Source organism: Streptococcus fermentans (assembly GCF_040888305.1).
GTDB classification, from domain to species: Bacteria; Bacillota; Bacilli; order Lactobacillales; family Streptococcaceae; genus Streptococcus; species Streptococcus fermentans.
Genome location: NZ_JBFNFG010000003.1, coordinates 20,214 through 33,883, shown reverse-complemented (window position 1 = coordinate 33,883; position 13,670 = coordinate 20,214). Strand labels below are relative to the sequence as shown.

Here is a 13,670-nt window from a genome sequence, read left to right as displayed (position 1 = left end):
TTTTTTAGCATAATAATTTTTATCATTTATTGATTGATTAAAACTTCATTTTTATTAAATATATTTTGTATAACAACTTCTGACTCATCCGGTGTTAAATTGACATCATAGAACCATTTATCCCCATTTTTATCAATGAAGTCTCGGAAACGAGAAAAACCCTCACTTGCATCTTCAGTTGTAGATTTCACAAGATACTTATGCCCTCTTTTCCCATATAATTCTTTAAACTCAAAATCATTATCCTTCATTTCTGTAAGTTTTCTATTCATATATCTGGGAACAGTATCAACACCTTTAATAAAAGTGAAGTCAAAACCATCTCTTGAAAGAACTTTTTCCTGGGTACATACGGGAATTTTTCTTTCATTTTTAGTAGCTTCCATTTTTTCAGTTTCGAGATTATTTTTAGATTTTTTAATATAAACCTCTATCACATGATTGACATTTTTTAATGTAACTACTGTATAATTCTTAACTCTTTTATTTATTATTTTTATATATTTATTCTTCAACTCTTCAAAAAAATTATTTAAAAAAGATTTTTCAATCAAATTAATTCTATCCCACTCATTTTTTTGAATACCTATTTGTAATAGGACGATTTCATCTATAAGAAAATTAATCTCCTCTTTATAAATTACTTTATTTTTATAAGATTCTTCTAAAATTATTTGTGAAATATTTAAAAAATCCAATAGTAAAGCTTCTAAATCATCATTATTCATTATTCTTCTAGTATTTTTGTATGTCTCATCTATAAATTTTTTTATATTTTTAAAGTTCTCATAATCAGTAGGACTATCGTTAATTTCAAAATTTTTTGCTCTAATTTCATAAGGTTTAAATTGTAATTCTAATTTTGTCTTTAACTCAATAGATTCATTTATTAAATTTAAATCAACTTTTTCTGAGACACTATACTCATGTAACTTTTTGATATAATCATCAAGAATTATTTTTGTACTTTTTATCCATTCAAATCTTGAATTTATAATTAATTCTTTTTTTGTTTGTTTCGAAGTTTGTACTGCTACAATGATTGGACTTAGAAGTGCAGCAACTCCAACTACTATTGTAAAAATTCCATCAATTTCCATTATGATTCCCCCCTAACAAAGTTTCCCCCACTCACTCCTCAGCAAGCCATATATCAGACTGTCACAACGATTGCCTTGGGCATCTTTGCGGTCTCTTATGCGAGCTTCAAGAGTGAAACCAAGTTTCTCAGCGACTCGTTGACTTTGAAGGTTGTAACCAAAACAAGTCAGCTCAATCTTATGTAGGTTCAATTCTTTAAAAGATAAATCAATCAAGGCACGCGCCGCTTCAGGCACATAACCGCGCCCCCAATAGTCTGGGTGCAAGATATAGCCAATCTCCAATACATCGTCTTCGTAGCGACGGGGGAAATCGACAGAACCAATGATTGTATCGGTTCCTTTAACGACAATTCCGTAGCCTGCTGGGAGATTTTCTTTTTCGTTGCGCTCAGGAAGGATGTGCTCTAGATAATAAATCTCGTCTTCCAAGGTCTTGACGGGTGGAAAACCTGCTGGGTAAGAAACCTCTGGACGACTAGCATAGTCAAAGATAACCTCGGCATCCGCCACGGTACGGACTCGTAAGACCAGACGCTCCGTTTCGATTTGTTCTGGCAATTCAGTTCTTGTCATCCTTCTTCCTCGCTTTCTTAATGAAGCTCCCCATGGGATTGACTCGGTCATCCAGATAACGGTAAACGCGTTGATGACCGTCCCCCATAAAGTAAGTTGGGGCAAAGCGGTCATTTTTAAAATGCTCTTTATCGTCCAAGAGCTCTGGATCAGCCAGTCGCTCGAGAATCTTGGCAAAGATATGGCAGATGCCATCTTCCTCGATAATCCGATCTACCTGACAGTCCAATACGACTGGACATGCCTCTAAAATAGGGGCCTGAGTCCGTACAGAAATCTCGTAGTCAAGCCCTAGGTGTTTTAACTTTTCCCGATGGCTGATAAAACCAGCCTGCTCCATTTCGAGCATGAAGTTTTCATCAGGGATGTTTACGGTAAACTGTTGATAATGCTTAATCTGGTCAGCCGCATTTTCCTCAGCGCCAACACCGATGACCAGCCAATCTCCCAGGCTATAAGAGGAACTGCAGGTCGTGATATTGTGCCCAAAGTTCTTGTCCTGATATCCCAAGATGAAGATAGGAAAACCATAGTAGAGCTTGCTGGTGTTAAAAGATTGTTTCATGACAACCTCCTTTGGCTAGGGGTGTAAAAGAAAAATCGCCCCTGCCATCAATCTGACAGGGACGAATGTGTTTATCCGCGGTACCACCCAATTTCGGGCCATGCCCGCATCTTTAATCTTCTTGTTTCTCTTTTGTTATGACGGCTTAGTTCGCTTTGGCCTACTTGAGTACAGCCTGCAACTCGCTGCCTAGTCCTAAACGGAAGCAAAAAGACTATTCTAATATTTCAATTTTTCATCTCATTAGCAACCAGCTTTGACACATTTGTGGACTTCTCAGCACCGCCACTTTCTGTATAATGTGGGATTCAAAACACCTCTAATGGCTTTATTTTAACAAGTTTTTCACGGAAATGCAAGGGACAAGAAAGATTACTTGAACTTGATGCCGTTTTCTTTTAATTTCTTGATTGTAGCTGGACCGATTCCTTTCAAGGCAAGGAGTTCTTTCTCTGTCCAGTTTTTGAAGTCAGCAGCAGACTTGATCCCTTCATCGTAGAAAGTTTTAGCACGGTCAAGTGGAAGTCCGTCTAGGTTAGCTGCGAACTCTTCAACAGAAGTCGTAACCTTGTGGGCTTGCTCTTTAGTTGCTTCTACAGCTTTTTCTACTTGCTTAGAGACAGCTTTTCCAGCTTCGCTTGCTGCATGTTCTGCATGTTTAACGACTTTCTTTGTTTCTTCGACAACCTTGTTTACAGCATTTGAAAATACACCTGAACGACGAAGGCTGTTTCTTAATTGTTTTTTACGTTGTAGTTTTTTTGACATCATAAAATCCTTTCAATAAAAAATCCCTGTGACTGAACAAGGATTTAATCTTTATACGTTTATTGTATCAACTTTCTTTAGGAAATGCAAGGTTTGTAATCTTAGAAATATGGCGAATTCCGCCTTAGAATAAGAGAAGATGATAGAAGAAAAGTGAAAAATATGGTATAATGAAACGATAGATTTTTGAATAGGAATACAATCATGTTTGGATTTTTAAAAAAAGATAAAGTAACAGAAACACCAGAAATGGTGCCTGCCCACATCGGTGTTATCATGGATGGTAATGGACGTTGGGCCAAAAAACGGATGCAGCCACGTGTCTTTGGACATAAAGCTGGGATGGATGCTTTGAAAAAGGTAGCAATCGCAGCTAGTGATATGGGGGTTAAGGCTTTGACGGTTTACGCTTTTTCCACTGAAAACTGGACTCGTCCAGACCAAGAAGTCAAATTTATCATGAACCTACCAGTTGAGTTTTATGACAAATATGTCCCTGAATTGCATCAAAAGAACATGAAGATTCAGATGATTGGGGAGACTGATCGTTTACCTAAAGAGACCTTTGATGCTTTGAAAAAAGCAGAGGAGCTGACCAAGCTAAATACAGGTTTGATTCTCAATTTTGCGCTCAATTATGGTGGACGAGCTGAGATTACACAAGCAGTCAAGTTGATAGCGCAGGATGTTTTAGATGCTAAGATCAATCCTGGTGATATTACCGAGGAGTTGATTGGGGAATACCTCTTTACGGGGCATTTGCCAAAAGTCTTGCGGGATCCTGACTTGATTATTCGAACCAGTGGGGAGCTTCGTTTGAGTAACTTCTTGCCCTGGCAGGCTGCCTATAGCGAGCTTTATTTCACGGACGTTTTGTGGCCTGACTTTGACGAGGAAGCCTTAAAAGAGGCTATCGTTGAGTACAATCGTCGCAACCGTCGCTTTGGAGGAGTATAGGAGTTATTATGATAAAGGATTTACAAAAGAGAACGCTCTTTGCTATCTTGGCCTTGGCTATCTTTATACCAATCTTGATCCTCGGTGGTCTATGGTTACAGATTGCTATGGGACTTGTGGCTATGTTGGGAGTACATGAGTTACTTCGCATGAAGGGCTTGAACACCATGACGCCTGAAGGTCTCTTGACTTTACTGGCGACCTTTGCTCTGACCGTGCCTTTGGAAAACTACTGGAAGTTTTTACCTGTAGATGGGAATGTTGTAGCCTATGGAGTTGTGATCCTCATCATGCTAGGAGCGACAGTCTTCAGCAAGAACTACATCATTGAGGATGCTGTTTTTCCGATTGCCATGAGTTTCTACGTTGGCTTCGGCTTTAATGCCTTGGTTGATGCTCGAATTGCAGGCTTAGATAAGGCCCTTTTGGGACTTTGTTTGGTTTGGGCAACAGATAGCGGTGCCTATCTGGTGGGGATGAAGCTTGGCAAGAGAAAGCTTGCTCCGAGAGTATCGCCTAACAAGACCATAGAAGGTGCTATAGGGGGTATCTTGGCTGCTATGCTAGCGACTCTCATCTTTATGCTAGTCGATAGTACCGTTGCTTTACCATATGGGATTTACAAAATGATGGTTTTTGCTATCTTCTTTAGTCTAGCAGGTCAGTTGGGTGATTTAATCGAAAGTGCTATGAAGCGTCATTTTGGAGTCAAAGACTCAGGCAAATTTATCCCTGGTCATGGTGGGGTACTGGATCGTTTTGACTGTATGCTAGTAGTTTTCCCTATTATGCACCTCTTTGGCTTATTTTAAGGAAAGGTGAACAGAAATTAAATGATAGGATTACTAACATTTATCCTGGTCTTTGGAATTATCGTGGTTGTACACGAGTTTGGGCATTTTTACTTTGCTAAAAAGTCTGGGATTTTGGTTCGTGAGTTTGCCATCGGGATGGGCCCCAAGATCTTTGCTCATATCGGAAAAGATGGGACTGCCTATACCATTCGTCTCCTGCCACTTGGTGGGTACGTTCGCATGGCAGGTTGGGGTGAAGATACGACAGAAATCAAGACTGGAACTCCCGCGAGCTTAACACTGGCAGCGGATGGCAAGGTCAAGCGTATCAATCTCTCTGGTAAAAAGGTTGACCAGACAGCTCTGCCTATGCAGGTCACTCAGTTTGATTTTGAGGACAAACTCTTTATTAGAGGCTTGGTCTTGGAAGAAGAGAAGACCTTCTCAGTTGATCATGATGCGACCATTGTGGAAGCAGATGGAACGGAAGTTCGTATCGCTCCCTTAGATGTCCAATATCAAAATGCGACTGTCTGGGGTAAAATGATCACCAACTTTGCTGGTCCTATGAATAATTTTATCCTAGGAGTTATCGTCTTTTGGATCTTGATTTTCATGCAAGGCGGTGTTCGTGATACGCAAACGAATAACTTCAGTATTATTCCAGATAGTGCTTTGGCTAAGGTTGGTGTTGAAAATACGGCCCAAATTACTAAGGTCGGCAGTCACGAGATTTCAAACTGGGCAGATTTGATTCAGGCTGTCGATGCAGAAACCAAGGACAAAACAGCGCCCGTTTTGGATGTGACTATTGCTGAGAGTGGAACTGAAAAACAAGTGAGTGTGGCACCTGAAGAAAGTCAAGGTCGTTATATTCTGGGTGTTCAGCCAAGACTCAAATCAGATATCTGGTCCATGTTTATGGGCGGATTTACAAGTGCAGCTGATTCAGCCTTGCGCATTCTCAATGCTTTGAAAAGCTTGATCTTCCAACCTGATTTGAATAAGCTTGGCGGTCCCGTTGCTATCTTTAAGGCAAGTAGCGATGCTGCTAAGAATGGTCTTGAAAACGTCTTGTTCTTTTTGGCTATGATTTCCATCAATATCGGTATCTTCAACTTGATTCCGATCCCTGCGCTCGACGGTGGAAAAATCGTGCTCAATATCCTAGAAGCTATCCGTCGCAAACCACTAAAACAAGAAATTGAAACCTATGTCACTCTGGTCGGAGTTGTCATTATGGTCGTTTTGATGATCGCCGTAACTTGGAATGACATCATGCGAACCTTCTTTTAAGAATTAGAGGAGTCATTATGAAACAAAGTAAAATGCTTATCCCAACGCTTCGCGAAATGCCAAGCGATGCTCAAGTTATCAGCCACGCCCTTATGTTGCGTGCTGGATATGTTCGTCAAGTATCAGCAGGAGTCTACTCTTACCTGCCACTTGCCAACCGTGTAATCGAAAAAGCCAAGAATATTATGCGTCAAGAGTTTGACAAGATGGGTGCTGTTGAGATGTTGGCTCCAGCCCTTCTCAGTGCAGATCTTTGGCGTGAATCTGGTCGTTATGAAACCTACGGGGAAGACTTGTACAAATTGAAAAACCGTGAGAAGTCAGACTTCATCTTGGGGCCAACTCACGAAGAAACTTTTACAGCTATTGTCCGTGATTCTGTCAAGTCTTACAAGCAATTACCACTGAACTTGTACCAAATTCAACCTAAGTACCGTGATGAAAAACGTCCACGGAATGGACTTCTTCGTACGCGTGAGTTCATCATGAAAGATGGTTATAGCTTCCACGCTAACTACGATAGTTTGGATGTTACCTATGATGAGTACAAGGCGGCTTACGAGCGTATTTTCACTCGTAGTGGCTTGGACTTTAAAGCCATCATCGGTGACGGTGGAGCCATGGGTGGTAAGGATAGTCAAGAATTTATGGCCATCACACCTGCTCGTACAGACCTTGACCGTTGGGTGGTATTAGACAAGTCTGTCGCATCATTTGATGAGATTCCCGTAGATGTACAGAAAGAAATCAAGGCAGAATTGCTCAAATGGATGGTTTCTGGTGAAGATACCATTGCCTACTCAAGTGAATCAAGCTATGCAGCCAACTTGGAAATGGCAACCAACGCCTACAAATCAAGCAATCGTGTTGTGACTGAAGAAGAAGTGGCTCGTGTGGAAACACCAGGTGTCAAATCAATTGATGAAGTCGCAGCCTTCTTGAATATCTCTGAAGAGCAAACAATCAAGACCTTGGTTTATATCGCAGACGAAGAGCCAGTTGTGGCTCTACTTGTCGGCAATGACCAACTCAATGAAGTTAAGTTGAAAAACTACCTTGGAGCAGACTTCTTGGAACCTGCAACTGAGGCAGAAGTGAAAGAATTGTTGGGAGCGGACTTTGGTTCACTTGGCCCAGTCGATCTTCCAGAAAATGTCAAGATTATCGCAGATCGCAAGGTCCAAGATAGCCGCAATGCTGTTGTAGGTGCTAACGAAGATGGTTACCACTTGACTGGTGTCAACCCAGGTCGTGATTTCACTGCTGAGTATGTCGATATCCGTGAAGTTCGTGAGGGTGAAATCTCTCCAGATGGACAAGGTGTGCTCAACTTTGCGCGTGGGATTGAAATTGGTCACATTTTCAAACTTGGGACTCGCTACTCAGCAAGTATGGGTGCAGGTGTCTTGGATGAAAATGGTCGTGCTGTGCCAATTATCATGGGTTGCTATGGTATCGGTGTTAGTCGTCTCCTTTCAGCAGTTATGGAGCAACACGCTCGCCTCTTTGTCAACAAAACTCCAAAAGGTGAATACCGTTACGCTTGGGGAATCAATTTCCCTAAAGAATTAGCGCCATTTGATGTGCACTTGATTCCAGTTAATGTCAAGGATGAAGCAAGCCTTGCATTGACAGATCGTATCGAAGAAGCCTTGGTCAACAAAGGTTACGAAGTTTTGACAGATGACCGTAACGAACGTGTCGGTGTTAAATTTAGCGATAGCGACTTGATTGGTCTTCCAATCCGTATCACTGTTGGGAAGAAAGCAGCTGATGGTATCGTAGAAGTCAAGATTAAGGCGACAGGAGATACAATCGAAGTTCATGCAGATAACTTGCTTGAAACTCTTGAAATCCTAACAAACAAATAAAATCTATAATCAGAAGAAAAACAAGACAAAAATGTAACTAGTTTTTGCCTTGTTTTTTCTTTATAATGAGATAAAATAAAGATAAAAAGAGTAAATAAAGAGGTAGAGCTATGCTAAAATTTCCAAAGGATTTTGTCTGGGGTTCCTCAACTTCTGGGCCACAGACAGAAGGGCGAGTGCCTGGTGACGGAAAGGGAGATAATCTCTGGGATTATTGGTTTCAAGTGGAACCAAATCGCTATTATAATGGGATTGGACCAGATAAGACATCGACCTTTTATGAAAACTGGGAGCAGGATATCGAACTTTTGTTAGAAACAGGTCATACAGCCTTTCGGACTTCAATCCAGTGGTCTCGTATTTTCCCACAGGGTCGTGGAGAGGTCAATCCTCAAGGTGTGGCTTTTTACCGTCAGGTCTTTGAAACTATTAAGGCCAAGGGAATCCGTCTTTTAGTCAACCTTTATCACTTTGACCTGCCTTTTGCCCTTCAAGAAGATGGGGATGGTTGGGAAAATAAGGCAACTATTAAGGCTTATGAAGACTATGCGCGTTTCTGTTTTGAGAATTATGGTGACTTGGTTGACCAGTGGATTACCTTCAATGAGCCTATCGTTCCTGTAGAGTTTGGCTATTTCTATGATGCCCATTATCCACATAAGGTGGATGCCAAAGCTGCGGTTCAGGTAGCTTATAACACTCAACTGGCTAGTAGTCTTGCGGTTAAGGCTTGTCATGAGGTTTTGCCTGATTCTAAGATTGGAATTGTCCTCAACTTGACACCAGCTTATCCACGTAGTCAGCATCCTGCGGATGTCAAAGCTGCTCGTATAGCCGATCTCTTCCAAGCTCAATCTTTCCTAGATCCATCTGTCTTGGGAACTTATCCAGAAGACTTGGTGGAGATTTTAGCTGAGCATGATTTGCTACCAGATTCTACAGCTGAGGAGTTGGACCTCATTCGCCAACATACAGTAGACTTCCTAGGAGTGAACTATTACCAACCTTTGCGTGTCATGGCGCCACGTTTTGCTAAGCACCCTGATAGTCCACTCTTGCCAGAACATTTTTACGAACCTTACGTTATGCCAGGTCGTAAGATCAATCCTCACCGCGGTTGGGAAATCTATGAGCAAGGGATTTATCATATCGCTCAAAACATTAAGGAAAACTATGGTAATATCGAGTGGATGTTGACCGAAAATGGAATGGGTGTCGAAGGCGAAGACAAATTCCGTGAAAACGGTATGATTCAAGACGACTATCGCATTGACTTTGTCAAAGGTCACCTTCGTGAACTTCATCGCGCCATTGAAGACGGTGCTAACTGTAAAGGTTACTTGATCTGGACCTTTATCGACTGCTGGTCATGGCTCAATAGCTATAAGAACCGTTATGGTTTAGTCGAACTTGACCTAGAAACGCAAGAACGCCGTCTGAAAAAATCAGGCCACTGGTTCAAAGAACTCAGTGACAATAATGGATTTTAAGCTACTTATCAAATAGATTCAAAAAAACCATTGGAAATACAGCTCTCTGAGAGAGATTCCAATGGTTTTTCTTTGTCTTAAAGTAATCCGATAAAAAGCAGCAAGGCTGATAAAGTGATGAAGGCTAGGATTGCTAGACCACGTTGGCCTGGGCTGTAAATCTTCCGTTCGCCTAGAACTGGGAAGACGATAGCTAGTAATGCACCACCGGCAGCTCCCCCGACATGTCCAGCAAGGCTGATGCCAGGCATTAAAATACTTCCTACTAGGTTGATGACCAAGAGGGAGAGGTAGGATTGACCAAGCTGTTGAAGATAGGGGTTGCGTGAGGCATAACGGAGAACGACAATAGAAGCGAACATACCGTAGAGGGCAGTTGAAGCACCTGCAGTAATGGCATTGGGACTAAAAACTAGGACAAAGAGATTTCCCATCATACCTGATAGAAGGTAGATAAAGAAAAACTGTTTAGAGCCAAAGATTTGTTCCATCTGACGTCCTAAGAAGTAGAGGGATAGCATATTGACTAAAAAGTGCTCCAAGCCAATATGGATAAAGGTTGCCGAGAATAAGCGCCAGACTTGTTCAGGCATGGCCTTGATTGCTGGGGGGTAAACAGCTCCGAATTTATACAAGGTGGCTGCACTTGTGTAGTTAAAACCACTGGTTAAAAACATGAGTATAAAAACCAGGCTTGACACGAGAAGAAAGAAGCTCGTGACAGGATACCGACGATCAAAAATTTCTTTCATAGATGAGTACCTCCTCAACAGGAATATCGTAGTGCTCAGGTTGAAAATTCTGAATCTGACATGGATAAATCGTACTAATAGTAGGACCTGGGAAATGCTCCAAGTAGCGATCGTAATAACCACCACCGTAGCCAATCCGATAAGCAGAAGGATTGAAAGCCAAACCAGGAACATGAATCAAATCAATCTGAGAGGGTTCAAGGATTGTGAAGTCTCCTTGAGGTTCAAAAAGTCCAAAAGAATTTCTTTCGAGTTTCTCTGGTTCATAGAGCACAAAGTCCATTTTCCCTTGTGGATAAGTTTTGGGAATGAGGATGGTTTTCCCATCTTTTTGAGCTTGTTCAATGAGTCTAGCTGTCTGAAATTCATGAGGAAAAGACAGGTAAGTGGCGATGGCTTTTGCTTCCTTGTAGAAGGGATGTAGAAGTAGTTGCTCAGTCAACCAAGCGTCCATGACTTCCTTTTCTTCGGCTGATAGAGATTTGAGTTCTTGCAAGACCTGCTTGCGTAGGGCTTTTTTCATTGTTTACTCCGCAGCTTTCTTTGCTAAAAAGCTTGATACAGCCTCGACTCCAATTGCCAGAGCTTCTTCCTTAGGACTCATCTGTGGATGGTGAAGAGCATAGGGACTATCAATTCCAAGCCAGAACATGACACCAGGAACCTTGGAGAGAAGATAACCAAAGTCTTCTCCTGTCATGGCAGGTTCGATGTCGATTAGTTCAATTCCCTCTTTTTCATCAAAGAAGGTCATCAATTCCTGGGCTAATTCAGGGTTGTTTTCGACTGGTAGGTAACCTCCCTGTTTGAGTTCAACTTCCACATCCATATCAAAAGCAGCTGCGACCCCTTCAGCGATAGCTTTGACACGTTTTTGCACCAAGAGGCTCATGCTGTGTGTAAGAGCTCGAATCGTTCCATGTAAGAAGGCTGTATCAGCGATGACATTATTGGTTGTACCAGCTTGAAAAACACCGAAAGTGACGACAGCTCCCTCGATAGGATCGACATTACGGCTGACAACCGACTGGACTTGGGTCACAAAATAGCTAGCTGCAACCAGAGCATCGTTTGCTTGATGTGGAAATGCAGCGTGACCACCTTTACCCTTGAAACGAATCTTGACTTCGCAAGTTCCTGCAAAGAGTGTATGGGTATTGGTCGCAATCTGACCAACCTTTAGGTCTGGACGAACATGAAGCCCATAGAATTGGTCAGGCAACCAGTCGCCAAAAGCATCATCTTCATACATGAGCATACCGCCTGCCTCATTTTCTTCCGCAGGTTGAAAGAGAAAGAGGAGATTGTTTTTGGGTTGGTTTTCTAAGGCGCGTTCGAGACTTCCAAGGGCAATGGTCATGTGAAAGTCGTGCCCACAAGCATGCATGCGGTCTGGATGTTGAGAGGCAAAAGGAAGGCCTGTTTGTTCAACGATTGGGAGTCCATCAATGTCTGTCCGCCAACCAATGGTACGTTCTGGCTGACTTCCTTGCAAGTAAACTAAAATACCTGTTCGCCAAGTACGAATCTGAACAAAATCCTTACCAGCTGTTAATTTCTCAATGACATTGAGTAAATAAGCGTGAGTCTTGAATTCTTCTAAACCAATCTCGGGAATTTGGTGAAGATCGCGTCGAGTTTGAATCAAATCTAACATAGTTAATTTCCTTCTATTGATACGATAAAGAGGCTGGAAATATTTCAGCCTCTGTTACTAATTACAAGGTGCGAAGCGCATCTTCTAGAGCTGTTTTTTGTTGGGTTTGGCTATCGATTTCTTTGATAACACGAGCTGGAACACCAGCTACCACAACATTTTCTGGAACATCTTGAGTAACGATGGCACCTGCTGCAACAACAGATCCGCTACCGATTTGAACACCTTCGATAACCACAGCGTTAGCACCGATGAGAACATTGTCACCGACACGGACAGGCTCTGCACTAGCTGGTTCGATAACACCTGCAAGAACAGCTCCCGCACCCACGTGACTATTTTTACCGACAATAGCACGTCCACCTAGAATAGCGCCCATATCAATCATAGTACCAGCACCGATTTCAGCACCGATATTGATAACAGCCCCCATCATGATAACAGCGTTGTCGCCAATCTCAACCTGGTCACGGATGATAGCGCCTGGCTCGATACGAGCATTGATATCACGTTTATCAAGGAGAGGTACAGCGGAGTTGCGAGCGTCTTGTTCAACAACATAGTCCTTGTTTTCTGTTAGTCCTTCAAGAAGTGGAGCGATATCTTTCCAGTCTCCAAAGAGAACATTCCCAAGCTTGATAACAGAGGCAGGGATAGCTCCGGCAAGTTGTCCTTCAAAGGTCACTTTTACACTTGTTTTTTTCTCAGCATTTGCGATAAATTGGATAATTTCTTGTGCATTCATTTTTGTAGCAGTCATAGGTGTCTCCTCACTCTTTGTAATGCTTACTATTCTACCAAAAAAGGCTTCAATTTTGAAGCCTTAAGTGTTAAAAGAAGATTCTTTCATTTTGTTTTTTGATTCTTCAATGGATAGAAAGATCATTGGGATTATAATCAAAATCATAGCCAGTAGCAGATACCCATCCAAGACTAAACCTAGAAAGAGAACGCTTAGAATAGCAGATGATAAAGGTTCGCTTGCACTAACGACTGACACCACCAAGGGAGAAACGAGCGAGACAGCCTTCATCGATAGGAAGAAAGCAAAGGCTGTTCCCAAAAAGGCAATAGTCAAACAAATACAGATACTGATGGCATCAACCTGGAAGCTAATCTTATAAACAGGATAGAGAAAATTACTAAAAATCCCAGCGATAATCATTCCCCAGCCAACAGTAGGCACAAAACCGTATTTTTTAGCAAAGCGTTGGGGTAAGATGACATTGAACATGACACCTAGTGCACTGAGAAGTCCTGTCAGTAAAGCAAGTGGTGTAATTGATAATTTGGATAGATCTCCTTTGGTAGCCATCAAAAAGACCCCAACCATAGTGACCAAGACATAAAAAATAGCACTTTTAGAAGCTTTTTTCTTGTAGATGATGCGATTGTAAAAGAGGATAAAGACAGGACTGATAAATTGTAGGATGGTTGCCGTTGTAGCGTTGGAGTACTCCACACAGAGATAGAAGAAATACTGAACGGAGAAGATCCCTAAGATAGCATAGGCCAGAAAAGGAAGGTAATTGTTTCGATTTCTCCAGATCTCGAAGAGCTGGGACCGGAGTTTAAGGCTAGATAAGACGATTACGAAACTACCAGCGACGAGTAGACGCATAGAAGTAATCCACCCTGAAGATACTTGATAATGTGAAAAAAAGTACTCTCCTAAAATTCCGCAGATCCCCCAGATCAAGCCAGAAAGGAGAGAATAAATGGTTCCCTTAAAAATATTCTTTTGATATTTATTCATGTTGCTATTGTACCATGAAAGGAAGAAAGAAAAAAGAGAGTTGAGAAAAATCATTTCTTTCAGAAATTTTCTTTCCCACTCTCAATGA

General features: G+C 41.7%; 14 protein-coding genes. 5 read left to right on the top strand and 9 right to left on the bottom strand.

Going from position 1 to position 13,670, the window contains the following annotated elements; all coding sequences use genetic code 11:
- Positions 1-26 precede the first annotated feature (26 nt).
- The 4 genes from AB2B50_RS04165 to AB2B50_RS04150 all read right to left on the bottom strand — a co-directional run bounded on the left by AB2B50_RS04165 (position 27) and on the right by AB2B50_RS04150 (position 3,009).
- Positions 27-1,100 (bottom strand): hypothetical protein, encoded by a 1,074-nt coding sequence (locus AB2B50_RS04165; RefSeq protein ID WP_320692603.1) that lies wholly within the window; start codon positions 1,098-1,100, stop codon positions 27-29.
- A gap of 12 nt (positions 1,101-1,112) precedes the next feature.
- On the bottom strand, positions 1,113-1,676 hold the full coding sequence (locus AB2B50_RS04160) for a GNAT family N-acetyltransferase (RefSeq protein ID WP_320692602.1): 564 nt from the start codon (positions 1,674-1,676) through the stop codon (positions 1,113-1,115).
- Complete coding sequence (locus AB2B50_RS04155; protein WP_320692601.1) at positions 1,663-2,241, bottom strand: flavin reductase family protein; 579 nt, start codon at positions 2,239-2,241, stop codon at positions 1,663-1,665. Before AB2B50_RS04155 ends, AB2B50_RS04160 begins: the two co-directional genes overlap by 14 nt.
- 372 nt (positions 2,242-2,613) lie before the next feature.
- Positions 2,614-3,009, bottom strand: coding sequence for a helix-hairpin-helix domain-containing protein (locus AB2B50_RS04150; protein WP_320692600.1), 396 nt, complete (start codon positions 3,007-3,009; stop codon positions 2,614-2,616).
- A gap of 204 nt (positions 3,010-3,213) precedes the next feature.
- Here AB2B50_RS04150 and AB2B50_RS04145 point away from each other — a divergent pair, with 204 nt between their 5' ends.
- The 5 genes from AB2B50_RS04145 to AB2B50_RS04125 all read left to right on the top strand — a co-directional run bounded on the left by AB2B50_RS04145 (position 3,214) and on the right by AB2B50_RS04125 (position 9,417).
- Positions 3,214-3,966 (top strand): isoprenyl transferase, encoded by a 753-nt coding sequence (locus tag AB2B50_RS04145; RefSeq protein WP_320692599.1) that lies wholly within the window; start codon positions 3,214-3,216, stop codon positions 3,964-3,966.
- An 8-nt stretch (positions 3,967-3,974) separates the two neighbouring features.
- Positions 3,975-4,778, top strand: a complete 804-nt coding sequence (locus AB2B50_RS04140; RefSeq protein ID WP_320692598.1) for a phosphatidate cytidylyltransferase — start codon at positions 3,975-3,977, stop codon at positions 4,776-4,778.
- 21 nt (positions 4,779-4,799) lie between these two features.
- Entirely contained in the window at positions 4,800-6,056 is a 1,257-nt protein-coding gene (gene rseP / locus AB2B50_RS04135) for an RIP metalloprotease RseP (protein WP_320692597.1), read from the top strand.
- Between the two features lie 17 nt (positions 6,057-6,073).
- A complete protein-coding gene (locus AB2B50_RS04130; RefSeq protein WP_320692596.1) occupies positions 6,074-7,927 on the top strand; it encodes a proline--tRNA ligase in 1,854 nt (617 codons plus the stop codon).
- Positions 7,928-8,037: 110 nt separating this feature from the next.
- A complete protein-coding gene (locus AB2B50_RS04125; protein ID WP_320692595.1) occupies positions 8,038-9,417 on the top strand; it encodes a glycoside hydrolase family 1 protein in 1,380 nt (459 codons plus the stop codon).
- 77 nt (positions 9,418-9,494) lie between these two features.
- Here AB2B50_RS04125 and AB2B50_RS04120 read toward each other — a convergent pair whose 3' ends face one another.
- From AB2B50_RS04120 to AB2B50_RS04100, 5 genes are all read right to left on the bottom strand, one after another.
- The gene (locus AB2B50_RS04120; protein ID WP_320692594.1) at positions 9,495-10,169 is read right to left on the bottom strand and encodes a rhomboid family intramembrane serine protease; all 675 of its coding nucleotides are present in this window, start codon (positions 10,167-10,169) and stop codon (positions 9,495-9,497) included.
- Entirely contained in the window at positions 10,153-10,692 is a 540-nt protein-coding gene (locus AB2B50_RS04115) for a 5-formyltetrahydrofolate cyclo-ligase (RefSeq protein ID WP_320692593.1), read from the bottom strand. The genes AB2B50_RS04120 and AB2B50_RS04115 overlap by 17 nt, the downstream gene beginning before the upstream one ends.
- Positions 10,693-10,695: 3 nt before the next feature.
- Positions 10,696-11,826: an N-acetyldiaminopimelate deacetylase gene (locus AB2B50_RS04110; RefSeq protein WP_320692592.1), complete on the bottom strand. Its 1,131-nt coding sequence runs from the start codon at positions 11,824-11,826 to the stop codon at positions 10,696-10,698.
- A 61-nt stretch (positions 11,827-11,887) separates the two neighbouring features.
- Positions 11,888-12,586 (bottom strand): 2,3,4,5-tetrahydropyridine-2,6-dicarboxylate N-acetyltransferase, encoded by a 699-nt coding sequence (gene dapD / locus AB2B50_RS04105; protein WP_045762757.1) that lies wholly within the window; start codon positions 12,584-12,586, stop codon positions 11,888-11,890.
- 63 nt (positions 12,587-12,649) lie between these two features.
- On the bottom strand, positions 12,650-13,582 hold the full coding sequence (locus AB2B50_RS04100; RefSeq protein ID WP_320692591.1) for a DMT family transporter: 933 nt from the start codon (positions 13,580-13,582) through the stop codon (positions 12,650-12,652).
- Positions 13,583-13,670 lie beyond the last annotated feature (88 nt).